General features: G+C 38.0%; 24 protein-coding genes and 1 tRNA gene. 19 read left to right on the plus strand and 6 right to left on the minus strand.

Annotated elements, in window-relative coordinates:
• Positions 1 to 64: 64 nt before the first annotated feature.
• Positions 65 to 1003 carry a ribose-phosphate pyrophosphokinase gene (locus Q2U82_RS03935; RefSeq protein ID WP_410006414.1) on the minus strand — a complete coding sequence of 313 codons (939 nt, stop codon included), beginning with the start codon at positions 1001 to 1003 and terminating at the stop codon, positions 65 to 67.
• Positions 1004 to 1128: 125 nt separating this feature from the next.
• Between Q2U82_RS03935 and Q2U82_RS03940 the strand changes: the two genes are divergently transcribed.
• The 5 genes from Q2U82_RS03940 to Q2U82_RS03960 all read left to right on the plus strand — a co-directional run bounded on the left by Q2U82_RS03940 (position 1129) and on the right by Q2U82_RS03960 (position 5983).
• Positions 1129 to 1210, plus strand: a tRNA-Leu gene (locus Q2U82_RS03940).
• A gap of 188 nt (positions 1211 to 1398) precedes the next feature.
• On the plus strand, positions 1399 to 3129 hold the full coding sequence (locus tag Q2U82_RS03945; RefSeq protein WP_410006415.1) for an APC family permease: 1731 nt from the start codon (positions 1399 to 1401) through the stop codon (positions 3127 to 3129).
• 67 nt (positions 3130 to 3196) lie between these two features.
• The gene (locus Q2U82_RS03950; protein ID WP_410006416.1) at positions 3197 to 3775 is read left to right on the plus strand and encodes a HupE/UreJ family protein; all 579 of its coding nucleotides are present in this window, start codon (positions 3197 to 3199) and stop codon (positions 3773 to 3775) included.
• 172 nt (positions 3776 to 3947) lie between these two features.
• A complete protein-coding gene (locus Q2U82_RS03955) occupies positions 3948 to 4382 on the plus strand; it encodes a deoxycytidylate deaminase (protein ID WP_410006417.1) in 435 nt (144 codons plus the stop codon).
• The gene (locus Q2U82_RS03960; RefSeq protein ID WP_410006418.1) at positions 4382 to 5983 is read left to right on the plus strand and encodes a S41 family peptidase; all 1602 of its coding nucleotides are present in this window, start codon (positions 4382 to 4384) and stop codon (positions 5981 to 5983) included. The genes Q2U82_RS03955 and Q2U82_RS03960 overlap by 1 nt, the downstream gene beginning before the upstream one ends.
• 5 nt (positions 5984 to 5988) lie before the next feature.
• Here the strand turns inward: Q2U82_RS03960 and Q2U82_RS03965 are convergent, their stop codons facing one another.
• Together Q2U82_RS03965 and Q2U82_RS03970 are read right to left on the minus strand one after the other, a co-directional pair.
• Positions 5989 to 6186 (minus strand): hypothetical protein, encoded by a 198-nt coding sequence (locus Q2U82_RS03965; protein WP_410006419.1) that lies wholly within the window; start codon positions 6184 to 6186, stop codon positions 5989 to 5991.
• Positions 6187 to 6192: 6 nt separating this feature from the next.
• Positions 6193 to 6774 (minus strand): MarC family protein, encoded by a 582-nt coding sequence (locus tag Q2U82_RS03970; protein ID WP_410006420.1) that lies wholly within the window; start codon positions 6772 to 6774, stop codon positions 6193 to 6195.
• A gap of 117 nt (positions 6775 to 6891) precedes the next feature.
• On the opposite strand from Q2U82_RS03970, the gene Q2U82_RS03975 reads away from it, so the two are divergent.
• From Q2U82_RS03975 to Q2U82_RS04040, 14 genes are all read left to right on the plus strand, one after another.
• Positions 6892 to 7455 carry a DUF3109 family protein gene (locus Q2U82_RS03975; protein WP_410006421.1) on the plus strand — a complete coding sequence of 188 codons (564 nt, stop codon included), beginning with the start codon at positions 6892 to 6894 and terminating at the stop codon, positions 7453 to 7455.
• Between the two features lie 102 nt (positions 7456 to 7557).
• Positions 7558 to 8160, plus strand: a complete 603-nt coding sequence (locus Q2U82_RS03980) for a hypothetical protein (RefSeq protein ID WP_410006422.1) — start codon at positions 7558 to 7560, stop codon at positions 8158 to 8160.
• Between the two features lie 209 nt (positions 8161 to 8369).
• On the plus strand, positions 8370 to 10100 hold the full coding sequence (locus Q2U82_RS03985) for a T9SS type A sorting domain-containing protein (RefSeq protein WP_410006423.1): 1731 nt from the start codon (positions 8370 to 8372) through the stop codon (positions 10098 to 10100).
• A gap of 219 nt (positions 10101 to 10319) precedes the next feature.
• A complete protein-coding gene (locus tag Q2U82_RS03990) occupies positions 10320 to 12122 on the plus strand; it encodes a tetratricopeptide repeat protein (protein ID WP_410006424.1) in 1803 nt (600 codons plus the stop codon).
• A 114-nt stretch (positions 12123 to 12236) separates the two neighbouring features.
• Positions 12237 to 12545, plus strand: a complete 309-nt coding sequence (locus Q2U82_RS03995; protein ID WP_410006425.1) for a DUF4286 family protein — start codon at positions 12237 to 12239, stop codon at positions 12543 to 12545.
• Positions 12545 to 13327 (plus strand): 16S rRNA (adenine(1518)-N(6)/adenine(1519)-N(6))-dimethyltransferase RsmA, encoded by a 783-nt coding sequence (rsmA, locus tag Q2U82_RS04000; RefSeq protein WP_410006426.1) that lies wholly within the window; start codon positions 12545 to 12547, stop codon positions 13325 to 13327. Before Q2U82_RS03995 ends, rsmA begins: the two co-directional genes overlap by 1 nt.
• Positions 13317 to 14669 (plus strand): magnesium transporter, encoded by a 1353-nt coding sequence (gene mgtE, locus Q2U82_RS04005; protein ID WP_410006427.1) that lies wholly within the window; start codon positions 13317 to 13319, stop codon positions 14667 to 14669. The genes rsmA and mgtE overlap by 11 nt, the downstream gene beginning before the upstream one ends.
• Positions 14666 to 15061: an acyl-CoA thioesterase gene (locus Q2U82_RS04010; RefSeq protein WP_410006428.1), complete on the plus strand. Its 396-nt coding sequence runs from the start codon at positions 14666 to 14668 to the stop codon at positions 15059 to 15061. The genes mgtE and Q2U82_RS04010 overlap by 4 nt, the downstream gene beginning before the upstream one ends.
• A 49-nt stretch (positions 15062 to 15110) precedes the next feature.
• The gene (locus tag Q2U82_RS04015) at positions 15111 to 16565 is read left to right on the plus strand and encodes an oligosaccharide flippase family protein (RefSeq protein ID WP_410006429.1); all 1455 of its coding nucleotides are present in this window, start codon (positions 15111 to 15113) and stop codon (positions 16563 to 16565) included.
• A gap of 5 nt (positions 16566 to 16570) precedes the next feature.
• Positions 16571 to 17005 (plus strand): dUTP diphosphatase, encoded by a 435-nt coding sequence (gene dut, locus Q2U82_RS04020; protein WP_410006430.1) that lies wholly within the window; start codon positions 16571 to 16573, stop codon positions 17003 to 17005.
• A 48-nt stretch (positions 17006 to 17053) separates the two neighbouring features.
• Complete coding sequence (locus tag Q2U82_RS04025) at positions 17054 to 18070, plus strand: sugar phosphate nucleotidyltransferase (protein ID WP_410006431.1); 1017 nt, start codon at positions 17054 to 17056, stop codon at positions 18068 to 18070.
• Between the two features lie 36 nt (positions 18071 to 18106).
• A complete protein-coding gene (locus Q2U82_RS04030; RefSeq protein WP_410006432.1) occupies positions 18107 to 19483 on the plus strand; it encodes a tetratricopeptide repeat protein in 1377 nt (458 codons plus the stop codon).
• Positions 19484 to 19488: 5 nt separating this feature from the next.
• The gene (locus tag Q2U82_RS04035) at positions 19489 to 20253 is read left to right on the plus strand and encodes a DUF4292 domain-containing protein (protein ID WP_410006433.1); all 765 of its coding nucleotides are present in this window, start codon (positions 19489 to 19491) and stop codon (positions 20251 to 20253) included.
• Entirely contained in the window at positions 20254 to 21543 is a 1290-nt protein-coding gene (locus Q2U82_RS04040; protein ID WP_410006434.1) for a murein hydrolase activator EnvC family protein, read from the plus strand. It abuts the gene before it with no gap.
• Positions 21544 to 21595: 52 nt separating this feature from the next.
• On the opposite strand, the gene Q2U82_RS04045 is transcribed toward Q2U82_RS04040, so the two are convergent.
• The 3 genes from Q2U82_RS04045 to Q2U82_RS04055 all read right to left on the minus strand — a co-directional run bounded on the left by Q2U82_RS04045 (position 21596) and on the right by Q2U82_RS04055 (position 26072).
• On the minus strand, positions 21596 to 24319 hold the full coding sequence (locus tag Q2U82_RS04045) for a S8 family serine peptidase (protein WP_410006435.1): 2724 nt from the start codon (positions 24317 to 24319) through the stop codon (positions 21596 to 21598).
• Positions 24320 to 24504: 185 nt separating this feature from the next.
• Positions 24505 to 25014, minus strand: a complete 510-nt coding sequence (locus tag Q2U82_RS04050; protein ID WP_410006436.1) for an acyl-CoA thioesterase — start codon at positions 25012 to 25014, stop codon at positions 24505 to 24507.
• Positions 25015 to 25130: 116 nt separating this feature from the next.
• On the minus strand, positions 25131 to 26072 hold the full coding sequence (locus Q2U82_RS04055) for an SPOR domain-containing protein (RefSeq protein WP_410006437.1): 942 nt from the start codon (positions 26070 to 26072) through the stop codon (positions 25131 to 25133).
• Between the last annotated feature and the right edge of the window lie 106 nt (positions 26073 to 26178).

Genomic DNA, 26178 nt, shown 5'->3' on the forward strand with positions numbered 1-26178 from the left:
ATTATCAGATTAGGAAATTTGATTTTTTCATTTATAGAGAAGAATTCTTGCTATTTCTAAAAAACTACATCAAAAATTTGCCGCTGATAGATTTGTTGGCATTTACGCTAAGCATAACATCAGCAAATAATTTTGCGCAACTTATAACCCTGATTTTATTATGCGGTTTTGTGGGAATGGAATCTGAAACGATAAGTTCCAACATTTGCGATTTTTCTATTCGTTCATAAGCATTTCCAGAAAGAAGCGGGTGTGTACAAACTGCTCGAACGCTCAAAGCGCCACGTTCCATCATTAAATCTGCAGCAGTGGTAAGCGTTCCTGCAGTATCAACCATATCATCTACCAATACTACGTTTTTGCCTTTTACGTCGCCAATCAATTCCATATAGGAGATTACGTTGGCTTTTTCCCGTTGTTTATAGCAAATTACAACATCACTTTCTAAAAATTTTGAATAAGCATAAGCACGTTTTGAACCACCCATATCTGGGGAAGCAATTGTTAGATTATCAAGTTTCAAGCTTCTTAAATACGGAAGAAATATGGTAGAAGCAAAAAGGTGATCCACTGGTTTTTCAAAAAATCCTTGAATTTGATCCGCATGCAAATCCATTGTGATAATTCTTGTAGCTCCCGCAGTTTCAAGCATTTTTGCAACTAATTTTGCTGCAATGGGAACACGAGGCTTATCTTTTCTGTCCTGGCGCGCCCACCCAAAATAAGGAAGTACCGCTGTAATGTGTCTTGCTGAAGCACGTTTTGCGGCATCAATCATCAATAAAAGTTCCATTAAATGATCGCTGTTCGGGAAAGTAGAGCCTATCAAAAAAACGCGGCTTCCGCGAACGGATTCTTCAAAAGAAGGTTGAAATTCGCCATCGCTATAATGAGATGTTATTACCTTTCCCAAGGGTATTCCGAAGGCATCTGCTATGTCCTGCGCAAGCGCTTCACTTTGTTTACAGGCAAAAATCTTGGGGTCCGGTGCGATGGTTGACATAATTTGGATTTTGGATTGTTGATTAGCTTACAAAGGTAAAAATTAATACTAAGTACTTTTTAAAAAAATACCTTTTATAAATTTTCAATAAATTACAAATATTTGTTTATTTTTGCCTCCCATTTGCTCGAGTGGCGGAATTGGTAGACGCGCTGGATTCAAAATCCAGTGTTTTAGGACGTGCGGGTTCGATTCCCGCCTCGAGTACAGAAAGCCTTAACAGAAATGTTGAGGCTTTTTTCTTTATAAAACTTCACGAAAAATTATTTAGCCTACTCGATTTTAGGATTATTTAGATTTATACTGAATTAAACACGCTTATGGATTTTTAACAGAAAATTTCTGCCTAAAAATTCTCTGCTTACTTACCTTTAAAATCTAACCCCCTTCATTAGATGCCTAAAAAACTAAACCAGCTAGAAGCCACAGCTATCTGTGGCAACGATATAAGCTCGTCATGTTTATATGTTTCGGCACTCGCTATTTTTTATGCAGGCCAATACGCTTGGATCTCACTATTAATGGTCGCCGGAGTTCTTTTTTTATTTCGGAAAATTTATGGTGAAGTAGTTGGCGCCTTACCGCTAAATGGAGGGGCTTACAATGCACTTTTAAACACTACCAAAAAATCTACGGCCTCTGTTGCAGCTGCCTTAACAGTGCTCTCCTATATGGCTACGGCTGTACTTTCCGCAAGTGAAGCGGTTAAATATGCCCATAGTGTTTGGGGTACAATCCCTGTGTTTCCTGTGACCATTGGTCTTTTATTTTTGTTTATGGGATTGGTTATTTTAGGGATTGGTGAATCTTCAAAAGTTGCGGTTGCTATTTTTCTTTTTCATCTCTTTTCCTTGACGCTTCTATGCGGGTTTTGCCTTTATTTTTTCTTTAATAATGGTTTTGAAACATTAATTGCCAATTTTAAAATGCCCTTGGGAGGAAGCATTACAATGGCACTCTTTTTTGGCTTTTCTGCCGCGATGTTGGGTATAAGTGGTTTTGAAAGTTCAGCAAATTATGTGGAGGAACAGCAAGAAGGGGTTTTCCCAAAGACATTACGCAATATGTGGATTGTTGTAAGCATTTTTAATCCACTTATCGCATTTCTCGCACTGGGTTTGTTACCGCAAGAAGTTGTAAATAGCAATCAAGATGCATTGCTTTCATTTCTTGGAGAAACTTCTGGAGGGCATTGGCTTTCTTTTTTGGTTGGTATAGATGCAGCTTTGGTGTTGAGCGGTGCAGTGCTGACCTCATATGTTGGCGTTGGGGGATTAATGGAACGAATGGCATTGGATCGAATTCTTCCTAGTTTTTTATTGAAACGAAACAGAAGAAAAAGCCCCTATTTCATCTTCATATTATTTTTTGCGCTATGTACTTCCATTCTTTTTGTAACACACGGTGATTTACCTTCACTTGCTGGGGTATATACTATTGCATTTCTTTCAGTAATGGTCCTTTTTGGAATTGGCAACCTATTGTTAAAGTTTAACAGGAAACACTTGCCAAGGCCGGAACGCGCTTCCTTTTTGGCAGTTTTTATTGCAATTGCCTCAGTTATAGCTGCATTGTTGGGCAATATTTTTCTGAACCCTGAATTTCTGGGAACTTTTTTTGAATATTTGGCTCCTACTCTATTCGTTGTTTTTTTTATGCTTTATTATCATTATATACTTAGGGCTGTCCTGCTCTTTATTGATTATATTGCTCCGGATGATAGCAAGTTTTTTAAGAACTGGAACCGTGTTACTAAATCTAAGTTGCAAAAATTGACTGGCAAACAGTTTGTGTTTTTTACCAATAACGACAACGTGGAAACACTAAATAGGGTGATGCTATACATTAAAGAGAATGAACCCACAAAAAGGATTAAAATTGTAGCCATACTTGATGAAGGTATGAAAGCAGCAAATAACTTAAAATCTGATATTGAGGTTCTGGACAGGGCTTATCCTGATATTAAAATACAATTCGTGGTAGAACTGGGGAAATTCGGTCCTGAAAAGATAAACGAACTCTCAAAGCGATGGAATATTCCCATCAATTTTATGTTTATTGGCGCTCCGGGCGAACAATTTCCATACAAAGTTCAGCAGCTGGGCGAAGTAAGGGTGATTATTTAATTTTTCGATGTTATAATATTGATTACAATCACTATATTTGGGCAAACCTTGAAAAACACTATCCCCAATGTCTGATTTCTGGTTGTATTTTAACCTTGGGCTCCACCACGTGTTGGACTGGAAAGCCTACGACCACATCCTCTTTTTGATTGTGCTTTGTGCCGCCTATAATTTTTCTTCTTGGAAAAAATTGCTTCTTTTAGTAACTATGTTTACTCTTGGCCACACGCTTTCACTTCTTTTAGCGAGTTATAATGTAGTTAGCGTTTCTGGTAGGGTTATCGAGTTTTTAATTCCAGTTACTATTTTAGTAACGGCCCTTTTCAACCTTTTTACTGCAGGAAAAGAAAAGAAAGTTGAAAAAATGGGCATTTTCTATATCGTTACCATTTTCTTTGGATTGATTCATGGATTAGGGTTTGCTTCTTTCTTCACAGCATTGGATAGCGGTAGCGGCATTTTGCCATTACTAGAATTCGCTCTCGGTATTGAAGCTGCACAGATCATCGTGGTGATCATTATTTTAATAATAGCCTTTATCTTTCAAACTATCTTCCGTTTCAATAAAAGGGATTGGGTTTTGGTAGTCTCCTCGCTTGTAATAGGAATGGTTATCCCAATGCTTATCAACAACTGGATTTTTTGATTGTTGGTTGTTATTAGCGGATAGAGAATAGAAAGAATCCGAACTTCTAAACTATTGGTTCATATACTCATCGTTGCATAAGCCTCTCAACATATTTCTTTGGCAATAACTTAACAACAATTTTTTTGGCAGTGGTGTAACTTCCCATTAATTTCGCTACCTATATAAAAGTATGAAGGACAGTAAACAACGCAAGTATGATATTGCCTATCTAAGGATGGCCCAAGAGTGGAGCAAACTTTCATATTGCAAGAGACGTCAAGTTGGCGCACTTATTGTGAAAGACAAAATGATTATAAGCGATGGCTACAACGGTACACCAACTGGTTTTGAGAACATTTGCGAAGATGACCAAGGCTACACCAAATGGTATGTCCTTCACGCCGAAGCAAATGCAATATTAAAAGTAGCATCAAGCACACAGGCTTGTGAAGGAGCAACGCTATACATCACGATGTCGCCCTGCAAGGAGTGCAGCAAATTGATACACCAGGCAGGCATAAAAAGAATGGTCTATCTAAACGAATATAAAGACAACTCTGGCATTGCCTTTTTAGAAAAAGCGGGAGTAAGCATACAACACATTTCAGATCTGGATTTAGAATAATGGAAAAATTCAAAAAATACTTACCCCTGTGGATAGGCCTAGCGCTTGCCGTAGGTGTATTTATTGGATCCAAGCTCAATTTTCACGATAACACCGAAAAAATCTTCGCCACAAGTTCAAAAAAAGACAAACTTAATAGGCTCATAGATTATATAGATTATGAATATGTTGACAATGTAAACACAGACAGCATTGTGGATGTCACGGTTAACGGTATTCTCGAAAACCTCGATCCTCATTCTGTTTACATTCCCAAAAGTGAATACCAACACAATGCAGACGATATGCGCGGTGCCTTCACGGGCATTGGCGTTAGCTTCTATGTTTACAAAGACACCATTGCCGTAATCCGCGCCATTGAAGGTGGTCCTGCGGAAAAGGCAGGAATTAAAGGTGGCGACAGAATCCTTTACGCCGACGGCAAAAAACTTTTTGGTGAATTGGTCCAGCGCGATAGCATTTCCAATTATCTGAAAGGCGAAATAAACAGCAAAGTTGCTTTGGACGTGTACCGCCCCAGTGAAAACAAAACATTGGAAATAAAGGTGCGGAGAAAACAAGTGCCCTTGGTTAGCGTGGACGCTTCCTATAAATTGGCGGACGATTTAGGTTATATAAAACTGAACCGTTTTTCAGAAACCACTTATAAAGAATTTGAAAGCGCTTTAGAAAAACTAAAAGACCAAGGCATCAAAAAACTTGTTTTGGACCTTCGCGGCAATCCAGGAGGCTATATTTCAACTGCAGAAAGAGTAGTTGATGAATTCTTGGAAAGTGACAAACTTGTTCTTATTACCAAAAACAAAAGTGGCGACATCAATAAAACCTACGCGACCCGACGCGGCGATTTTGAACACGGAAAACTCTATGTTTTAATAAATGAGAATTCCGCATCTGCCAGCGAAATTGTGGCAGGTGCGCTCCAAGACAATGACAAAGGGACGATTATTGGTCGCCGTTCTTTCGGAAAAGGATTGGTGCAGCGCGAAATGTCACTCGGCGATGGCAGTGCCGTGCGTTTAACCATTGCGCGCTATTACACCCCAACGGGTCGTTCCATTCAGCGCCCCTATGGAAATGGAAATGACACCTATTATAGTGATTATGAAAAGCGTTACCGCAACGGTGAATTGATCCATGCAGACAGCATTAAAGTTGCTGATTCCCTCAAATATGTTACCCCAAAGGGAAAAGTGGTTTACGGCGGCGGTGGAATTATACCCGATGTTTTTGTGCCGAAAGACACAAGTGTAGAAAATGAAACGCTTCAATATGTTGCACGAAGCGGGTTTATGAGTTATTTCATCTTTGAATATCTCGAAAAAAACCGAACCTTATTTAAAGGAATGAAATTCGATGATTTTAGAAAGAGTTTTGTGGTGGAAGATAAACTTTCAAAGGAATTTATTGAATACGCCAAATTTAACGAAGCGCAGATAGATCTTTCAAACTATACCGAAGAGTTGAAAAGAACCTTGAAAGCAAATATTGCCCAACAGCTTTTTGGCCCGAATGAATACGAAATAATCCTTAACGAAACGGATCCAATGCTCTTAAAAGTTTTGGAACTGGAGTCGAAAAATCATTTGGACAAAAAGTAGAAACCCTATTTTTTTACTTTAGAAGCAATACTTTTTGATATAAGCAAAATGCCAAGTGCCAATATAGCGCACAATCCTGCCAAAATACTTACTGCCGCAATAGAACTATCCCCTTCAAGCAAATGGTCAAAATCTAATTTTGTAATATTGAAAACAACAAGACCAGCAGCACAAGCCATTAAAATGTAGATAAATATTTTCATTGTTCTTTAATTAAAAAGTTCTTGAATATTCGAAGTGAAAAGCTTCACCGCAATAGCCAACAAAATTACACCAAATATTTTTTGGATAACCGCAATTCCGTTCTTTCCCAAAAAACGTTGCAGTTTGCCAGAAGTTTTTAAGACCGCATAAATAATAACGATATTCACAAGTATTGCTACAATTATATTTTGAATTTCATACTCAGCCCGAAGTGACAGCAGTGTGGTTAAACTTCCAGGTCCAGCTAAAAGTGGAAATGCCAATGGGAAAATGGTAGCTAAATCTGGGCTTGTGTCGGTTTCTTTAAAAAGCGTTACGCCAAGTATCATTTCCAAAGCTATAAAGAAAAGTATCAACGCGCCCGCAACTGCAAATTCATTAACATTTACGCCAATAAGCTTCAAAATACTTTCACCCAAAAAAAGGAATACGATCATCACAATCGCAGCAATTATGGAAGCTTTTCCAGAATTGATATGGCCGGCTTTTTCACGAAGCCCAATAATAATAGGGATGTTTCCTATAATGTCGATTACCGCAAAAAGCACCATTGTGGCCGTAACAATTTCTTTAAAATTTAAAACCATACCTTTTAATTAAGGGCGCAAAATTAGGCAATTATATTGGATGCAATATCCATAATAAGCGTTAATAAATGTAAAATTTCCACGCTATAAATTAAGCAAAGCAGCTATCTTTGCAGCATGTTTCAATTGGGTAAAACTATAGTTTCCGAAGATTTAATCGAAAAAGATTTTGTGTGCAACCTTAATGCATGCAAGGGTGCATGCTGTATTGAAGGGGAAGCGGGAGCACCTATAACAGAAAAAGAAGTTGGAATTCTAAAAGAAATCTACCCAAAAGTGAAACCCTTTCTTCGCGCGGAAGGAATAGCGGCAATTGAAAAACAGGGCACTTACATTAAAACAGATCTTGACGAACTGGAAACTCCTTTGGTGGAAGGGAAGGAATGTGCCTATGTGACTTTTACAGACAAAGGTATTGCAAGTTGTGGTATTGAAGACGCATTCAATGCGGATGCTATTGATTTTAGAAAACCTATTTCATGTCATTTATATCCTGTGCGTGTTCAAGAATACAGTGAGTTTGCAGCCGTAAACTATCACCGCTGGCCCATTTGTGATGATGCGTGCACTTTGGGGAAAGAGCTGCAAGTGCCCGTTTATAAATTCGTTAAAACTGCCCTTATTCGTAAGTTTGGCGAAAACTGGTATGCTGAGCTAGAAAAAATAGCTTCCGAGATGTAATTCTTCAAGAGAACTTTTTCACATTATAACCATATTTTATTGATATTGATTATATTAGTATTTAATTTTCAACCCAAATAATACTAACTAAAATCTTCAATCATGAAAAAGTATCTATTGGCTCTTTTTGTTTTTTCCGCTTTTATAAGCTGCAAGGACAATCCAGTGAGCAAAAAAATAAAAGAAACCAAAGAAGCGGTTTCGAACACAACCAATGCAGTGGAAGAAATGACCAAAATGCAGGATGATATCAAGGAACTGCAAGAAACAACCCCACTAACCAATGAAGAGTTAAAATCTTGGCTACCCGACGAAGTAAACGGAATGAAACGCATTAGTTATAAAGCCGGACAAGCGGGAATGATGGGCATTGCTTCCATTGAAGCTGCTTACGCTAATGAAGACAAGTCCAAAAAATTCACAATTAGCATTATTGACGGCGCTGGCCAAGTAGGAGCCGCTGCCACGGCGGGTATGCGTATGGTAATGAGTCAGGATTTTGAAGAAGAGAGTGAAAACGGCTCCCGAAAAACCGTAACCAAAAATGGCACAAAAGCTATTGAGGAATACCGTTCTGGAAATAACAACAGTACAATTCAACTTATGGAAGGCAACCGTTTCTATCTAGAAGCCAAAGGAAATAATATGGATCTTGATGAAACTTGGGACGCAATTGACGAAATTGATTTGGATAAATTAGGTTAAACTATATATTTAACAGCTTTTTGAAAGCCGAAAACACTAGGGTTTTCGGCTTTTCACGTTTATGTTACATCTGTTATAGAGTTTGTTACAATAGTCATACTGTTGGTTTAATACTTGCCATAGATTTGTGTCAGATTTAAATCACTAATAGCATATTCTCCTCAATTATAAAGTGAAATAAACAAGTATTAATTAAAAAACATGTAATCATGAAAAATGTAATTACCTTTTTAATGTGCTCACTTTGTATCATCACAGGGATAGCACAGTCAGATTTAAGCGGGAACGCAATTGTAATTCCCGAAAGAACTCCAGAGCTTGAAGCTTTGTATCAACAAGCTAAATCTCTTGAAGAGAACGGTACGGCGGCCGAAATCAACGCCAACCGTCTTGCCATTAAAAATGCATGGCAGGACATTGACCCTAACATGGCTGCACTATACAAGCCAATTGAAACAACGCAATATTCACAGGTTGGAGGTAGTGATGGCAACTTTCGCCCAAATACCATAATAGAGCGCACTGAACAATCAAGATCTCCCGAAGATTGGGACACTGATCGTTTGTTAAGAGACGATTATATTGACGGATTGGATATGGATGTTACTGGTAGCGGAGATATCTATATTGCTGCTTTCGAAAATTTTACTGGAAGTGGTTCAGATTCAAATCTATATATATACCGCTCTACCGATGGTGGTAATACATTTACATTATGGAAAGATCAGCCTGTAATTAGTTCTTTTTTCGGAAAAATACAGGCAATCTCCATGGACGGAGGCGGTGATGACTATTTGCTCGTTTACTCTATGTTCCAAAATGGGGTTTTTCAAGTCCTTAGATGGAATATGGCTTCTGGAGCTTTTGATTTTCAAACTGTAGCGAGTGACGTTACTGATTTTGGTGTGGACCGAAATTATCCTGGAAGTACCAATGCACAACGCGTTTTTGCAACTTATCAAAAAACCACAAGCTGTACGGAAGTGCATTCGGCCAGAAGTACAGCAGGAAGTTATGGATTTGATTGGGTAGATGAAGCTAGCTTAGGAACCTGTGCACAACAAGTAGAGTTTAGCTATGGTCTGAATGGAGCTTGTTATGCAACCTATACGGGGGCCACTTCAGGAAACTTGTATGCAGAAGTAAATTCAAACTACAATGACCCAGCATCATGGGGTGCCAGAGAAACCGTTATAGACGGTAGCGTAACAGAGGTATTAAACCCTACAATCCGCGCAGCAAGATTAGATCTAGCCAGTGACAAAGTTGTGATTTGGGCATCACAGAGAGCGGCCGGATCATCCAACAATTTTAACGGTTTGGGGCTAAAGCGCTTAAGTGGTGCAGCCTATGTCAATTTTAGTAATTTTCCTTCTGGTGGAACAGATTGGAATATTGCACATACCGATAGTTGGATGCGCAAAATTAATGGTGCAGAGGAAATTCGCATGGCATATGTTCGCGACAATATTCCAGATACTGATAATGACACCAATAGATCCCTAACCTTTAACGGGACTGATTTTGACCCATTCGAGCCAGTAGTGGATCCAACTAATAAAGCTTTTGATGGATTTCCATCTGTTACTGCTGAAACAGCTGACAACTTACCCTGTATGGCTTTTGCTGGAACAAGTGTCTCTGGAACTTTCGGTTTTGGATTGTATTTTGACGCTAAAACAGTTTTGATAGGCGTGGGCGAAAACAGTTTTGAAGGTTTCAAATTCTATCCAAACCCTGCACAAGATGTTTTGAACCTTTCAGCAAACAATACTATTGAAAGTGTTTCGATGTTTTCCCTATTAGGTCAAAAAGTTTTTGAAACTTCCATAGATCAAAATGAAACTTCAATTAACATTTCATCCCTAACTCCGGGGGTTTACCTTATGAAGGTTATGATTGATGGTAATTCTGATACTTACAAAATCGTTAAACAATAAGAGGAGATTGTTTAATGTTGAAAAGAAGGGTTCGCTTTAGGGCGACCCTTTTTTTATTTTAATACTTCCCTATAAAAGTAAAGTGCGGCTTTGTTTTTGATAAATATTTTCAGAATCCAATTGCTATCAGGTCATTTCATCTGACTATAATATTTTTTTTTAAAGGACAGACGGAACATCCAAATAGACATTCATCTGTGTGTTTAAAATTAATCGTGGATGTTTCATTATATTTACGGCATGCGCAAACTTTGTCTTATTTTATTTCTTTTTACAGTTACGGCGGGCTTTTCTCAAAGTGATGCTCTGGCCAATAATTATTATGAACAAGGCCAATTTCAAAAAGCATTGAGCATTTATGAAAAATTGAGTAAGCAAAATCCTTATCGCTTGGACTATTTTATGTCTATGATAGCCTCAAATCAACAGCTCGAAAATTTTTCCGAAGCAGAAAAACTATTGAAAGAAAAACTGGGGGACGGTCGTAATTTTCCACAGCTTTATGTAGAACTGGGATATAATTATTCTCTTCAAAACAAGGAGGAGCTAGCCTTACAATATTTCAACAAAGCAATTGAAGCCTTGGATCAAAACCCAAACTTTGCGTATAATATTGGAGCCAGTTTTCAAAAATACAGCCTTCTTGATGAAGCTGTCACTACTTATGAAAAAGGAATGGCGCTTAGCGACAAAATGGATTTTAACTCACAATTAGCTCAAATTTATGGCGAGCAGGGCAAGCTTGAAAAAATGTTTGACAGCTATTTAAATCTCATTGAGAAAAACCTGAGTTTTAAAGCGGTGGCGCAACGTTATTTTAGTCTCTACACCACTGAAGATCCCGCAAATGAAGCAAATGTTATTCTTAAAAAAATATTGCTTCAGCGGTCTCAACAAAACCCAGACATACTTTACAACGATTTGCTCAGCTGGTTGTTTATTCAACAAAAGGAATACAAAAAAGCATTTACACAGGAAAAAGCAATCTACAAACGCATTGGTGAAGACCTCAGCGGAATAACCGATTTGGCATATATTGCTATTGCCGATGAAGATTATGACACAGGAAGGGAAATAGTTAATTACATCATTGACAACTCCTTCACACCTCAGAACAGGCTTCAGGGCAATCAAATCTTGATGAAAATGGAGGTAAAAACTGCCAAGCCCAAAGATTATCCAGAAGTAGAAAAAAAGTTTGAAAAGCTGTTGGATGAATTCGGCAGAAACCGGGAAACGTATTTATTGCAAATAGACTACAACCACTTTTTGGCTTTTCAAAACAACAAAAAAGAACTGGCTATTGAAAACCTGAAAACATTAGCCAAAAAAGATTTAACCGTCTATCAAGAGGCTCGGGTAAAAATGGAGCTGGCAGATATTTTGGTTTTTGATGAAAAATTCAACGAAGCTTTAATTTATTATTCCCAAATACAGAAAAAAGTGCAGAGCGATGTACTTGCACAGGAAGCCCGTTTTAAAGTGGCACGCACCAGCTATTTTAAAGGCGATTTTGAATGGGCGCAAGTACAACTTGATGTGCTTAAAAAATCTACTTCACAACTGATGGCGAATGATGCCATGCAGCTCAGTTTGTTGATTCGCGATAACTCTTTGGAAGATTCAACCCAAACCGCTTTGAAAAAATACGCGCGTGCAGATTTGTTGGAATTTCAGGATAAAGATGCTGAAGCAATAGCTGTTTTAGAGGATATTTTAACCAATAACAAAGGCGAAAAAATTGAAGACGAGGCACTTTTAAAACAAGGTGAGATTTATGAAAAGAAAGGGGAATACGAAAAAGCCGAAGCCAATTACCTCAAAATAATCGAGTTTTATAACGAAGATATTTTAGCCGACGATGCCCATTACCGCTTGGCAAAAATTTACGAAGAAAAGCTAAACCAGCCCGATAAAGCAAAGGCACAATACGAAGCAATCATTTTCAACTTTGCGGACAGTATTTATTATGTGGATGCACGGAAGAAGTATCGTGCTTTGCGGGGGGATGCTATAAATTAAAAAAGCACCAAACCTAAGAAGCACCAAATTTCAAATCCTAAATTCCAAATAGGAATACAAATTTGGATTAAATGGTTTTGGAATTTGGTACTTGAAAATTGGAATTTAAAAAATATGTACATCTACAATGTAACCATAAACATAGAAGAAACCATCCACAACCGCTGGCTGGATTGGATGAAAACCGAACACATTCCCGCCATGCTCGCCACTGGAAAATTCAGCAAGGCTTTGATGACACGTGTAGTTATAAAGGAAGAAATGGGCGGAATTACCTATTCGGTTCAATATACAACCGACAGCAAGGAAACACTTCAAAAATATTATGCAGAAAATGCAGCCGAACTTCGCGCGCAAAGCAAACCTTTTGAGGGAAAATTTGTAGCATTCCGCACCGAACTTGAAATTGTAAGCGAACACTGATGGGAAAAGAAGTACGTGCCAAAAAACACTTAGGCCAACACTTTCTAAAAGACGAGACTATTGCTGAAAAAATTGGCGATACCTTGACGCTGGAAGGCTATAAAAACGTTTTGGAAATCGGTCCTGGAATGGGCGTGCTCACCAAGTATTTAATCCAAAAAAAAGTAGAAGTAATTGCAATGGATCTCGACACGGAATCCATTGCATATTTGGAAGAAAACTATCCCGATAAAAACCTTAAAATCCTTGAAGCAGATTTTTTGAAGTATGATATTTCACAGCTTTTCGGGGAGGAACAATTCGCCATTACAGGTAATTTTCCGTATAATATTTCAACACAAATAGTTTTTAAAATGCTGGAATGGAAAGAGCGAATTCCAGAATTTACGGGAATGTTCCAAAAAGAGGTTGCCCAGCGCATTTGTGAAAAGGAAGGCAGCAAAGCTTATGGAATTCTTTCGGTTTTGGCACAAGCCTTTTATGATGCGGAATATCTTTTCACGGTGCCGCCTTCGGTTTTCAATCCGCCGCCCAAAGTTGATAGCGGCGTGCTTCGTTTAAAAAGAAAAGAAGATTTTTCGGTTCCGTGTGATGAAAAAATGCTCTATAAAGTTGTAAAAACTGCTTTTCAGCAACGCAGAAAAACACTTCGCAACAGTTTAAAATCCTTCAATCTTTCCGATAAAATAAAAGAAGATGCTATCTTTGGCCTACGCCCGGAACAACTTTCCGTTTCGCAATTTATAGCCCTTACACAAAAACTGGAAAACGATGCAATTTGAACTGACTGAAGAGTTTATAGAGCAAGTTGAACAGTACATCGCCAACAATGATGGCGATGCGCTGAAAGGGCTCTTGGACGATTTTCACTTTGCCGATGTTGCCGAATTGCTTCAAGAACTAAATCACGAAGAAGCTACCTATTTGGTAAAACTTCTCGACAGCGAAATTACCAGTGAGGCGTTAATGGAGTTGGATGACGATTTTAGGGAACGCATTCTCGACAATCTTTCCCCTTCTGAAATCGCTGACGAGCTTGACGAAATGGACACCGATGACGCGGCCGATATTATCGCCGAGCTTGACGACCATATTCAAAAACAGGTAATCGACCATATTGAGGATGAAGAGCACGCCGCAGATATTGTGGATCTGTTGCGCTATGACGAAGATACTGCGGGTGGTTTAATGGCGAAGGAATTGGTTCGCGTTAAAGAAACTTGGACCGTTGCTGGTTGTGTTCGTGAAATGCGCCGCCAGGCTGAAAACGTTACCCGAGTACATTCCATTTATGTTACCGACAGACACGGAAAATTAAAGGGAAGACTTTCCCTAAAGGATTTACTTACAGCGCCGGAACGTGCGCACATCAGCGATATCTATATTCCAAAGGTAGATTATGTAAACGTACATACCGATGCCGAGGACGTTGCGCGAATTATGCAGAAATACGATTTGGAAGCCATTCCCGTAGTTGATGACGAAGGAATTTTGGTGGGAAGAATTACCATTGATGATATTGTAGATTTCATAAAGGAAGAAGCCGAAAAAGATTATCAAATGGCTGCCGGTATATCGCAGGACGTTGAGGCGGATGATAGTATTTTTAAGCTTACAAAAGCCCGCTTACCTTGGCTGATGATTGGAATGTTGGGTGGTTTGGGTGCTGCTAGTATTATAACTGGTTTTCAATCAATGATGACCACTTTTCCAAAAATCATAATTTTTGTACCGCTAATTCAAGCAACCGCAGGAAATGTTGGCGTACAGTCCAGCGCCATTGTGGTTCAGGGTCTCGCGAACGATACCATAAAAGGAAATATTATAACACGATTATTGAAAGAATCTTTGCTAGCACTTGTTAACGGAATTGCAATCGCTTTGGTAGTTTTGGTTATTAGCCATTTTCTTTTCTTTACTTCTTATCTCGAATCCATCAGTATTGGTATCGCAATTATAACTGTTATTATTCTTGCGGCTTTGATTGGCACATTCATTCCCATTCTTTTAGATAAAAGAGGAATTGATCCTGCCGTAGCAACGGGACCGTTTATAACCACAAGCAATGATATTTTCGGAATACTTACCTATTTTCTTATTGCGAAATTAATTTTAGGCTTTTGAAATCTGAAATTTTCAAACAGCGCTTTATCGTTCCGGCATCAGCTATTGATGGTTTGAATCACGTAAATAATGTAATTTATTTGCAGTGGTGTCTTGACGCCGCAGAAGCACATTGGATTTCAAAAACTACCGAAGCACAGCGTGAGCAATATGTTTGGGTGGTTCTGAACCATTTTATTTCCTATAAAAATCCTTCCTTTTTAGGTGAAGAACTTGAAACGCAAACCTGGATTGACAATTACGAAGGCGTAAAAAGCGAACGGCATTATAAAATAATCCGTCCCACTGACGGAAAAATTATCGTTGAAGCAACCACGCTTTGGTGCTTTTTGGATGCGAAAACATTTCGCCCCACGAAAATTACGGAGGAAATTGCGAGATTATTTCAATAGCCTTCAACCATTTATTTTCAATACTTTTGCGCTATAAAACTGCACCGCATTGAGCGTTTTCAAAAAACTTTTTAAACAGACATTTATTTATGGCCTTGCCACGGTTTTGCCGCGAGTGCTCTCGGTAATTTTAGTGCCGCTTTATGTGAAAGTCTTGTTGCCCGAGGAATACGGAATCTATTCCACCGTGATGGCGTTTCTTATTTTGGGAAATGTTTTGTTGAGCTACGGAATGGAAACCGCTTTTTTCAGATTTGTTACAAAAGATAAATCGCAACAAAAAATCGTTCAATCCACAACGCTTACCTCGCTTACGGTTTCCACATTATTTTTCTTGGGAATTACTTTACTTTTCAGAAATTATATCGCTGAGGTTTCAGATTTTAAACCCGAATACGTAACCTACGGACTTTTAATTTTAGCTTTGGATGCCCTGGTGGTATTACCATTTGTATGGTTCCGCGCCAACGAAAAACCGATGAAATATGCTACGATCAAAATCTTCAACGTAGTTATAAATCTCGCATTCAATTTATTTTTTCTTTTAATGCTGCCGAAACTTGCTGAAAGCAGCGGTTATTGGAATTCCCTTTGGTTTCCTGAAAATAAAGTAGCGTATGTTTTTATCGCGAACTTAATTGCGAGTGCAGTAACGCTTTTGGTATTGCTTCCACTTTATGTGAAAATAGGTTTCGGATTCAGTAAAACCATTTGGCAACAGATGATGAAATACGCCATTCCCGTATTGATTGCAGGAATTGCTTTTAGTATAAACGAGGCTTTTGACAGAATTCTGTTGAAATACCTTTTGCCCGAAAATATTGCTGAGGTTCAGGTTGGTCTTTATTCTGCCTGCTATAAATTGGGAATGTTTATGACGCTTTTCGTTATGGCTTTCCGATTGGGGATTGAACCGTTTTTCTTTAACCATTCCGGTCACGAAAATGCGAAAAACACCTACGCTACCATTACCAAATATTTCACGCTTTTCGGCTGCCTCATTCTTTTGGTAGTAGTTGTGTATATTGACGTTTTCAAAAGAATCCTCATCCCAAACAGCCAATATTGGGAAGCGTTGAAAATTGTACCGCTCATTCTTTTGGCGAATCTTTTTTTGGGAATTTACCACAATCTTTCGGTGTGGTACAAAGTTACGGATCGCACAAAATACGGAGCGTACATTTCGGTTTTTGCAGCCATAGTGACGCTTGTTCTAAACTATATTTTAATTCCGATTATAGGCTATATGGGTTCTGCAATCGCAACGCTTGCCGCCTATGGCAGTATGATGGTGCTTTCGTATCTTTACGGCCGCAAGTATTATGACGTGCCTTACGAAGCGAAAAAAATAAGCGGGTATTTGCTTTTGGCCATTGGTTTTTCGGCAATTTCCTTTTACGCTTTCAACGGAAATATATTGATAGGAACTGCGTTGTTAATTGTATTTGCCGTAATTATGTTCTATTCTGAAAAGAAGGAATTTTTAAAAATCATCCGAAAATAATTTCAATGAAAATTAAAATAATCAACAAATCAAACCACCCATTGCCTTCCTACGAAACAATAGCTTCCGCAGGAATGGATTTACGCGCCTGCGTTGACGGGCCTTCAACATTAAAACCATTGCAACGCGCCATTGTAAAAACAGGGCTTTTTATTGAATTGCCAATCGGTTACGAAGCACAAGTGCGCCCACGAAGCGGTTTGGCAGCAAAAAAAGGAATCACTGTTTTGAATTCGCCCGGAACCATTGATGCCGATTATCGCGGTGAGATTGGGGTGATTTTGGTAAATCTTTCCAACGAAGATTTCACTATTGAGCACGGTGAGCGTATTGCACAATTGGTAATCGCAAAACACGAACGCGCCGTTTGGGAAGAAGTTGAAGAACTTACTGATACTTCACGCGGAGCGGGAGGTTTTGGTTCAACGGGCACAAAATAAAAATAGCAATTCAAAAAAATCTAAAATCGTTAATCGACAATCGTAAATATGAAGATTATAGTCCCAATGGCAGGCCGCGGAAGCCGTCTTCGCCCACATACACTTACAGTTCCAAAACCGTTGATTCCCGTTGCGGGAAAACCAATTGTTCACCGTTTGGTGGAAGACATTGTTGGCGTTCTTAACGAAGATATTGACGAAATTGCTTTCATTCTCGGCGATCCCGCTTTTTTTGGAGATGAGGTAGTTGAAAGTTTAAAAGCACTTGCAACAAGTTTAAATGCAAAGCCTACTATTTATCGTCAGCTAGACCCTAAAGGAACGGGCCACGCCATTATGTGTGCCAAGGATTCGCTTTCCGGACCAGCTGTTATTGCTTATGCAGACACTTTGATTCGTGCAGATTTTGATTTGGACAAAGAAGCGGACGCCGTAATTTGGACAAAAAAAGTTGCAAATCCCGAAGCCTACGGGGTTGTAAATCTCAACGATAAAAACGAAATAATCGAATTGGTTGAAAAGCCAAAAGAATATGTGAGCGACCAAGCCGTTATAGGTATTTACTATTTTAAGGATGTTTCGCAATTAAAAAACGAATTGCAATACGTTTTGGACAACAACATCATTAACGGTGGGGAATATCAAATCAACGACGGTATCAAAAGAATGATGGCAGCCGGGAAAATTTTCAAAACAGGAACGGTTGACGAGTGGATGGATTGTGGCAATAAAGAAGTTACCGTGGAAACCAATCAAAAAATGTTGGGCTTTCTTTCTGATGCAAATTATCCCCTGATTTCTGAAAACATCAGCAATGAAAATTCAAAAATATTTGAACCTTGTTTTATAGGCAAAAATGTAATTTTAAAAAATAGCACTATTGGCCCCTATGCTTCTATTGGCGAAGGCACGGTAATTGTGGACAGCACGGTGAAAAATAGCATAATTCAAACCAATTCAAAAATCAAAAACGCTAATTTGGACAACGCAATGATTGGCAATTATGCTACTTTTGATGGCAAGTTTACCAATGTGAGTATTGGCGATTATTCTGAATTGAAATAATAAAAACAGCGACTGCATTCAATCAAGAGATTAAATTTGAAAATAAATCCTTTATATATTTTTTTACTTTTCTTCGGGATTTTTCTTCCGAAGCAACTCTGTTCCCAGGAAATTAAAAGTGATTCCATTCAAAACCCAATGGATCAATTGGGCGATGTTACCGATGCTTTTCAGGAAAACTTTTTTGAAGCTTTAAAACAAAAAGCTATTGAAAATTATGAATTGGCCCTCTCTGCATTGAACAAAGCCGAAAAAGCTGCAAAAACAGAAGAGAACAAAGCTGTTGTTTATTTTGAAATGGGTAAAAACCATACCTATCTAAAACAATATGCAGAGGCAGAGGCAGACTTCAATAAAGTATTGAAAACTCAAGGAGACAGAATAGATGTTTTGGAACAGTTTTATGAACTGTACTATCGACAGAAAGAATACGAAAAATCAATCCCATTGGTACAGCGATTGATTGTTTTTGATGAAGATTACAAAGAAGATTTGGCCAATCTTTATACACTTACAAAGCAATATGACAAAGCTTTGGAGCAGTTGGACGAGCTTGATCAAATTTGGGGTGAAAGCGACATTCGCAATGCCCTGCGTGCCCAAATTTATCGCGCTACCGGAAATACCGAGGGTGCCATTGAAAACTTAGAGCAAAAGATAGATAACAATCCAAAAAACGAAAAGGAATACCTAAACCTCATCTTCCTTTATAGCGATCAAGGCAACAAAGAAAAAGCCTTTGAAACTGCTAAAAATCTTTTGAAAAGCAATCCAAAATCGCAGTTGGTACATTTGGCGCTCTACAAGTTTTATTTGGATGAAGGAAATGCTTCAGAAGCCATAAAATCTATGAAAATTGTGTTTGCCTCTGAAGAAGTTGACAAAGAAACCAAATATAAAGTGCTGGGTGATTTTATTCAATTCGTGAATGAAAATCCAGAATATGAAACCGAATTGGCTGAAATCGTAAATCAATTTTCTGTTGAAAACGGAAGGGTTTATGAAAAACTAGGAGATTATTACGCTGCTAAAAATAGAAAAGAAGACGCACTGAAAGCTTATGAAAAAGGAATAATTCAAGACCCAGACAATTACAACCTTTTGAAAAATACTTTATTGTTTCAACTTGAATTCAAGAAATATGAAGCTGCTGCAAAATTGAGTGCCGAAGGATTGGAAATTTTTCCCGCCCAAGCGCTATTGTATTTACTGAATGGTGTTGCAAATAACGGACTAGAAAAGAGCGATGCGGCTATAGAAAGTTTGGAAACTGGTTTGGATTTTATATTGGATGATCCAAAAATGGAACGTGATTTTTACGAGCAACTTAGTTTTGCATACACCACAAAAGGCGATACCCAAAAGGCTAAAATGTATTCCGAAAAAGCCGTCGCTACAAAAATGCCCAATTAATTTTTATGAAACTAAAACCGTATTACTTTTTGTTATTATTGGTACTTGCTTCCTGCGGTGGCGCCAAGAATATTACAGATATTGAAAACGCTTCTGCCAAAGAGGTGATTTCAGCTCACAAAGCTGCAGCACCGGAATTTAAAACTTTAGCGAGTCGCGTTCAATTGGTTTACGAAACTGATGAAAAACTTCAAAGTATCACGGTAAGCCTTCGAATGGAAAAGGATAAAAACATTTGGATTAAAGCTTCAATTTTAGGAATTACTATTGCAAAAGTTTTGATTACGCCAACAAGTGTCAGTTATTACGAAACCATTGGAAGCACCTATTTTGAAGGAGATTTTGCACTTTTAGGAGAATGGATTGGCACCCCAATTAACTTTCAGCAAGCACAAAGTATGCTGCTGGGGCAATCAATTTTCACTATAAATCCTACAGAATATAAATCGGAGGTTATTCAGAAAAAATTCAAAATCCAGCCAAAGCAGCAACCTCAAAATTTCATACATTCGTTGTTTTTAAACCCAGAAAATTTCAAGATTGCTTCTGAAACCTTATCACAACCTAAAGACGAACGTTTGTTGAGCATTCGTTATGGGGATTATCAAAAAATTGAAGGTCAATATTATCCATCAACAATTTTGATAGATACTTCGGAAAAAGGTTCAAAAACGAAAATCGAGATCAATTATAAAAAAATAGATGTGAATGTGGATGTAAGTTTTCCATTTGAAATTCCACAAGGTTACGAAGAAATCCAACTTAATTAAATGAAGCAATTCCGAACATATCTATTTTTATTCGTCTGTTTAATTACGGTTTCAAATGTTTTTGCGCAACCGGATAAGCAAAAGGAATTGGAGGAAAAAAGACAGGCAATTTTGGAGGAAATTAAGCAGATAAATTCGCTTCTTTTCAAAACAAAAAAGGAGGAAAAGTCTGTACTTACACAAGTTCAAGACCTGAATCAGCGCATTTCAGCTTCTGAAAATTTAATTCGCGTTACCAATCAACAAGCAAATTTACTTACCCGAAATATTAACGAAAACATCAACAAAATAAGTTCTTTGCGCGAAGAGCTAAAAGTAATGAAAGCGGATTATGCCGAAATGATCCAAAAATCTTACAAGAGTAAAAACCAACAGAGCCGGATTATGTTTTTACTTTCTTCGGAAGACTTTCTGCAGGCTTACAAGCGAGTTCAATATATGAAGCAATATGCCAAGTTCAGAAAAAAACAAGGCGAGGGTATTAAAGCGAAAACGGAAGAACTACAAAAACTTAATGCAGATTTAATAAGTCAGAAAAAGACAAAACAGAAATTGATTGCTGAAAATGAACTTGCAAAAAGTAAACTAACCGAGGAACGTAAAGACCAACAGGCATTGGTAGCTACTTTAAAGAAAGACGAAAGCAAGTTTACATCACAAATAAGAACCAAACAAAAAGAGGCGGACGAGATAGACCGCCAAATAGAGGCATTGATTAAGGCCGCAATTGAAGAAGCTAATAGAATAGCTAGAGCAAAGGCAGAGGCTGAAGCCAAGGCTAACAAAACCTCCACTACTCCTTCTACAAAAAATGTTATTACCAAACCCGCAAAAACGGATGAGTTCGCTTTAACTGCCGAAGACAAGGCACTTGCCGCCAGTTTTACGAATAATAAAGGAAAACTTCCGTGGCCGGTGGAAAAAGGAATGGTGGTTAAAAGTTTCGGAACGCACCAGCATCCCCAATTTCCAAATGTAACAACCAATAGCAGCGGGGTGGAAATTGCAACTAGTGATAATGCTGATGTGCGCTCCATTTTTGAAGGACAAGTATTGTCCATTCAAATTATAAAAGGTGCCAACAAAGTTGTTATTATTCAACATGGGGATTATTTATCAGTTTATAGTAATCTCTCCACGGTTTCAGTAAAAAAAGGGGATAAGGTTAGTACCAAACAGAAAATAGGTACTGTTGCAAAGAGCCCTACAGAAGGTAAAACTGTATTGAAGTTTTACATTTATCAAAACAAGACAAAGATAAATCCAGCAGATTGGATTTATAGAATGTAAAAAAAAAGAGAACCTTCTTGGTTCTCTTTTTTTTTGTATAATATTGAAACTATTATTGAACCACTAATTTTTTGGTTGAAATACTTTCTCCAGCCTTTATAGTTACAAAATAGATTCCTGAAGAATAGTTTGAAACATTTATTGTGGCTCTTGAAGCATTATCAACATTCGTTTTGCGCTCCAAAATTTGGCCCAAACTGTTGGCTATGGTAATATCAAAATTATTGAAGGTTTTATCTGAAAGACTAATATAAACTTCATTTGTTGCTGGGTTTGGATATACTGACAATGCATTGTCAAAGGCATTTTCTGAAATACCAATAGTGCAATCCAAGATTCCGCCACCATAAAATTTAGCTCGAGATCGTTCACTTTCCCATCCTTCGGTATCATTTTTAGCGCTTACAGCAAACCACATTTCATCATTTGGATCAGTAATAGGAATCGTTATGGAATTCGTATTTGAAGTTCCAACTACTTCCATATATTTTTCGCCCAAAAGATAAAAATCGTATGATTCGGCATCTGCTATTGCATTCCACTCAAAATAAGCCGTGTCTTCACAAACTTCTCTAACATTAATGGTAAGTGGGGCTCTTGCAATATTAAAGGTTTCATCGCTTACATCTTGAAATGCACCACTGGTAACTCTAATTAGCGTATTCCCGCCAACCTCATCTGCAACATTCCAAGTATAAAAATGGGTGTCGTTTGGCACGGTGGCTATGTTGTTCCATGTACTTCCGTTGTCTGAAGAATATTCTAAAACAAAATCATCTGTAGTATTAACTTCGTCCCAATGAAGGGTTTCGGCAATATTAGGTTGAAAATGTTCGCCACCGTTGGGATATGTCATAACAACGTGTTCTGAGATTACTTCATAAACAATATAATATTCCTGCGGCCCCATGGGCACATTGAAACCAGAAATATCAATGTCATAATTGCCTGCGGCAGGATCATTAATTAATACCTGTTCCACATTATTTAAATGATCTGGACCATTGGTAGCTGGGTCATTAAGGGTGATTGGGTCTGGTGTTGGGTCCAGTATCCACGGTTCCAAAACATTGCTGGAAGGATCTGTAACAAGCATATCCAAATCGTTCACCAAAGCTGGATCTGCTCCCGGACTTGCAGCAACATCACTCCAATAAACCATAAAACGCACTTGTGTTGTTCCAGCTGGAACGTTTATGGTATGCGTGTTAGTAATTCCTTGTGAAACCTCATCTGAAAGGTAACGACCATCTTCAATAAGTTTCACGGCTTGAAGCGCATTTACAATACCCCAACCAAATTTATAATCAGGGCCAATATTACCAGCTTCATTTGCAGTATTCAACAAAGTAGCTTTTATTAATGCAGAAGGAGGAAGATCGCCAGCATTCAAATCGCCATAGGCTTGGTAAAGCTGTGCAGAAATACCAGCAATACCAGGAGCAGCACCTGAAGTTCCACCAAAGGTTTGATAAGTGTTGTTTTCGTCTGTAGAAATTTGATTCTGCCCATTAGCAGTAATGTCTGGTTTAATTCTTCCGTCGTGAGCTGGACCACGGCTGCTTGAATTAACCAAAGACCCATCAAAATAAACATTGGCTGTAGCAATTACATTTTTCCCCTGTTTGTGGCCTCCTGTAATATTTCCCCATTGACTTCCGGCACCATAACCACAGTTGTTTCCATTAGAATTTCCAGCTGAAAAAACATGAAGCAATGTTGGTGTATCCAGTGTTTGCTGGTCAACGGTCCGGGTAATACTTGTATAGCCGTCATTACAGCCGTTGCTATATGATGAATTTGTAATTTGAACACTTCCATCATTAATTAGGTTAACAGTCGAGCTATCTAAAAAGTTACTTTGATAGTTTACTACATATACATCTGAACCTGCTGCCATTCCTCTATTTGAAGGAAGCAAGTTACCCGCACCAGCCATAATTCCGGCAACGCCATCACCGTGTGATTGGTTGGAAACATTGGTTAAATTTGTAATTCTTCCCTGAAAATCTATATGCGGGCCTACTCGGCCATCATCACGTACCATAACACCAATACCCTCACCTGTATAATTTCTTCCAGCACCTGTTTGGGTGTCCAAAGCATTCGCTCTGTGAAGACTTCTTCCTCTGGAATCATCTGGTACTGCAGGAGCAACCACAAGATCAACCCATTTAACGAAGGGAAGATTTGAAAGTGTTTCCAAGCAATTGTTTGGTATAGAAAGATCTAACATTTTCTGCTCCTTATAATTTTGCTTTACCACTATTTGTTGTTGGGCCAACTGGTCAATGGCATAAGCATCAGAAACATTTTTATGATATTGGAGCGTTACCAAAATATTATCTCCATCCATTGCCCAATAATTATAGTCGCCACTTTTCAGAGCTGCTGAAAGCTTAGCGTTGCCATTAACAGGAACTATACTGCGAACACCGTTGTTTTTAAGGAAGCCTACAGAAGTATTTTCTGGAAAATAAAATAGGTAGGTTCTATGTGGAATATACTCCAGCAATTGTAGATTGTTCTGTTTGAACAAATCTTGTACTTGTTGTGAAGGAGTTGCATAAAATTGAACCCAACCCACATATCCATTATCCAATCTTGCAGGTTGAGGCAATTGATTCCATTGAAAGGTTTCAATGTTTTCAGGCATTTCATAGGTTTCGCCTTGAAAAACAATATTATTCGAATTTTGAGAAAATGCTAGTGAAAAAACTAACATTATCACCATCAGCATACAATTTTTAATATTCGAGAAAGTAATTTTTGTCATAATTGAAAGATTTGCTTGAGTTATGATTTAAAAAAAAACGGTCCAAAAAACCGCTTTATTCTCTCAAATATATTTATTTGAATCCATAAACATGGCATTCCAAATTAAAAAACAGGAAATTTAACATATTTTCATCCCAATGGAAGAAACAGTAAATCAATAATTTAGAAAATGATAAGTATATTTTATTGAAATAATGCCTTAAGTTCAGTAGCATCTTTAGGTTTCATCTTTCCAGCTAATACCAAGCTCAATTGCTTCCGACGAAGTGCCGCAATAAATCTTGACTTTTCAATTTCGGTCTCTGGAACAAGCTCTGGAACACGCACAGGTCTGCCCGTTTCATCTACGGCCACAAAAGTATAAATAGCTTCATTTGAAAGGCTTCTTTCGCCACTTTCACGATCTTCTATAAAAACATCCATAAACACTTCCATAGAGCTGCTGAAAGCTCTTGAAACTTTTGCCTCTACTGTTACAACACTTCCCAAAGGAATCATTTTGTTGAAAGCCACATGGTTAACTGAAGCGGTAACCACAATCCTTCTGCTATGGCGGCGTGCGGCAATACTGGCAGCACGATCCATACGGGCCAAAAGTTCGCCTCCAAACATATTTCCAATTGGGTTTGTTTCACTGGGCAGAACCATGTCTGTGTAAACGGTCAATGATTCTTTTGGAGTTTTGGTTTGCATCAGAAATTTTTTTTGCAAAGATACCTAACTTCAGAATAAAGAAAAGGGAAAAAAGAAGAAAGAAAACCAGCGCTTTTATACAGTTTTTAGCTTAATGATTTCTGCAAACTAACTGTTTATTGATTAATATCTTGTACCAACATCCAAGCATCTGCATTTTCGGTCTTTTGAATTTCGCGAAGTTTATTTAGTGCTTCTATTCTATCTTCGAAACTTGCATACAAAACTTGATGAAGACCGTATCTTGTAGGTTCCATTTTTAAAGGTGAAAAACCTTTATCGCGCAATTGCTCCACTTTTTTATCAGCGTTACCTTCTTCACGATAAGCTCCTGCAACAATATGATACATTCCAGCGTGTTTTGGAAGTTTTAAACTAAGTACTGGAAGTGGATTTTCAATTACAAAAGTAGCTTCCTGAATTTGGTTTTCAACCAAGGAATTTGCTTTCTGTCTTTCTGCCAAATTAAACTTTTGAACTTGACTTTCATAAAGTTTTAAACTGCCAAAGCCTATTGCAGATATTGCTATAACTGCAATTGCAGCGTATTTCAGATATGGTTTTGATTCTCTTGTTTCAGGAGTGAAAATAACGGGAGCCTTTTTCTCTATGGCTCCAACTGTTTCTTTATAAACCTCACGACTTATTTTTGGTGAAACAAAAGATGAAAGACCAAAAGCCGAAGTGCTATAATTCTGATGTTTTAAAGGTTCAAACTGAAGTGATTTTTCATCGTTCAGTGAAAACTCACCTATGTTTTTAAATGAAATGGTTTTCCCTTCAGAAAGCTCTCTGGAAATTTGAGCTGTAAAAGTCCGTATTTTTTGTAATGCGCTTTCGTAACTACATTTTTCTACTGAAGCAACATAATTGGCAAACAAGCCATCATTGGCCTGCAACTGTTTATTAAAAGAAACAATTTTTGATGGCGGGTTGAAGGTGTTTGTGAAATCGTCAATATGTGCAGATTTATAACGGGTAAGAAAAGCGCCAAAACCAGGAATAATCACACATTCGTATCGGTAAAGCAGGTCAGATATGTAGGTTGTAAGTTGCATATAAACAAAATTAGCCTTTTTTGAAGGGTAAACAATTTTTGTTTTGGTAATTTATTAACAACTTAAAAAGTTGTATTTTTAATACTCCTCCCCGACTTTAATTTTC

Origin of the sequence: Aequorivita nionensis, from assembly GCF_046352995.1 — a bacterium.
Taxonomy (GTDB): domain Bacteria; phylum Bacteroidota; class Bacteroidia; order Flavobacteriales; family Flavobacteriaceae; genus Aequorivita; species Aequorivita nionensis.

Bases quoted from the DNA above. Each gene is read 5' to 3' on its own strand.
- Q2U82_RS03935 (WP_410006414.1), bottom strand. From the start codon at position 1,003: ATGTCAACCATCGCACCGGACCCCAAGATTTTTGCCTGTAAACAAAGT.
- Q2U82_RS04040 (WP_410006434.1), top strand. From the start codon at position 20,254: ATGAAGCAATTCCGAACATATCTATTTTTATTCGTCTGTTTAATTACG.
- Q2U82_RS04035 (WP_410006433.1), top strand. From the start codon at position 19,489: ATGAAACTAAAACCGTATTACTTTTTGTTATTATTGGTACTTGCTTCC.
- Q2U82_RS03975 (WP_410006421.1), top strand. From the start codon at position 6,892: ATGTTTCAATTGGGTAAAACTATAGTTTCCGAAGATTTAATCGAAAAA.
- rsmA (WP_410006426.1), top strand. From the start codon at position 12,545: ATGGGAAAAGAAGTACGTGCCAAAAAACACTTAGGCCAACACTTTCTA.
- mgtE (WP_410006427.1), top strand. From the start codon at position 13,317: ATGCAATTTGAACTGACTGAAGAGTTTATAGAGCAAGTTGAACAGTAC.
- Q2U82_RS03945 (WP_410006415.1), top strand. From the start codon at position 1,399: ATGCCTAAAAAACTAAACCAGCTAGAAGCCACAGCTATCTGTGGCAAC.
- Q2U82_RS04045 (WP_410006435.1), bottom strand. From the start codon at position 24,319: ATGACAAAAATTACTTTCTCGAATATTAAAAATTGTATGCTGATGGTG.
- Q2U82_RS03970 (WP_410006420.1), bottom strand. From the start codon at position 6,774: ATGGTTTTAAATTTTAAAGAAATTGTTACGGCCACAATGGTGCTTTTT.
- Q2U82_RS03965 (WP_410006419.1), bottom strand. From the start codon at position 6,186: ATGAAAATATTTATCTACATTTTAATGGCTTGTGCTGCTGGTCTTGTT.
- dut (WP_410006430.1), top strand. From the start codon at position 16,571: ATGAAAATTAAAATAATCAACAAATCAAACCACCCATTGCCTTCCTAC.
- Q2U82_RS03995 (WP_410006425.1), top strand. From the start codon at position 12,237: ATGTACATCTACAATGTAACCATAAACATAGAAGAAACCATCCACAAC.
- Q2U82_RS03960 (WP_410006418.1), top strand. From the start codon at position 4,382: ATGGAAAAATTCAAAAAATACTTACCCCTGTGGATAGGCCTAGCGCTT.
- Q2U82_RS04050 (WP_410006436.1), bottom strand. From the start codon at position 25,014: ATGCAAACCAAAACTCCAAAAGAATCATTGACCGTTTACACAGACATG.
- Q2U82_RS04055 (WP_410006437.1), bottom strand. From the start codon at position 26,072: ATGCAACTTACAACCTACATATCTGACCTGCTTTACCGATACGAATGT.
- Q2U82_RS03985 (WP_410006423.1), top strand. From the start codon at position 8,370: ATGAAAAATGTAATTACCTTTTTAATGTGCTCACTTTGTATCATCACA.
- Q2U82_RS03950 (WP_410006416.1), top strand. From the start codon at position 3,197: ATGTCTGATTTCTGGTTGTATTTTAACCTTGGGCTCCACCACGTGTTG.
- Q2U82_RS03990 (WP_410006424.1), top strand. From the start codon at position 10,320: ATGTTTCATTATATTTACGGCATGCGCAAACTTTGTCTTATTTTATTT.
- Q2U82_RS03980 (WP_410006422.1), top strand. From the start codon at position 7,558: ATGAAAAAGTATCTATTGGCTCTTTTTGTTTTTTCCGCTTTTATAAGC.
- Q2U82_RS04025 (WP_410006431.1), top strand. From the start codon at position 17,054: ATGAAGATTATAGTCCCAATGGCAGGCCGCGGAAGCCGTCTTCGCCCA.
- Q2U82_RS03955 (WP_410006417.1), top strand. From the start codon at position 3,948: ATGAAGGACAGTAAACAACGCAAGTATGATATTGCCTATCTAAGGATG.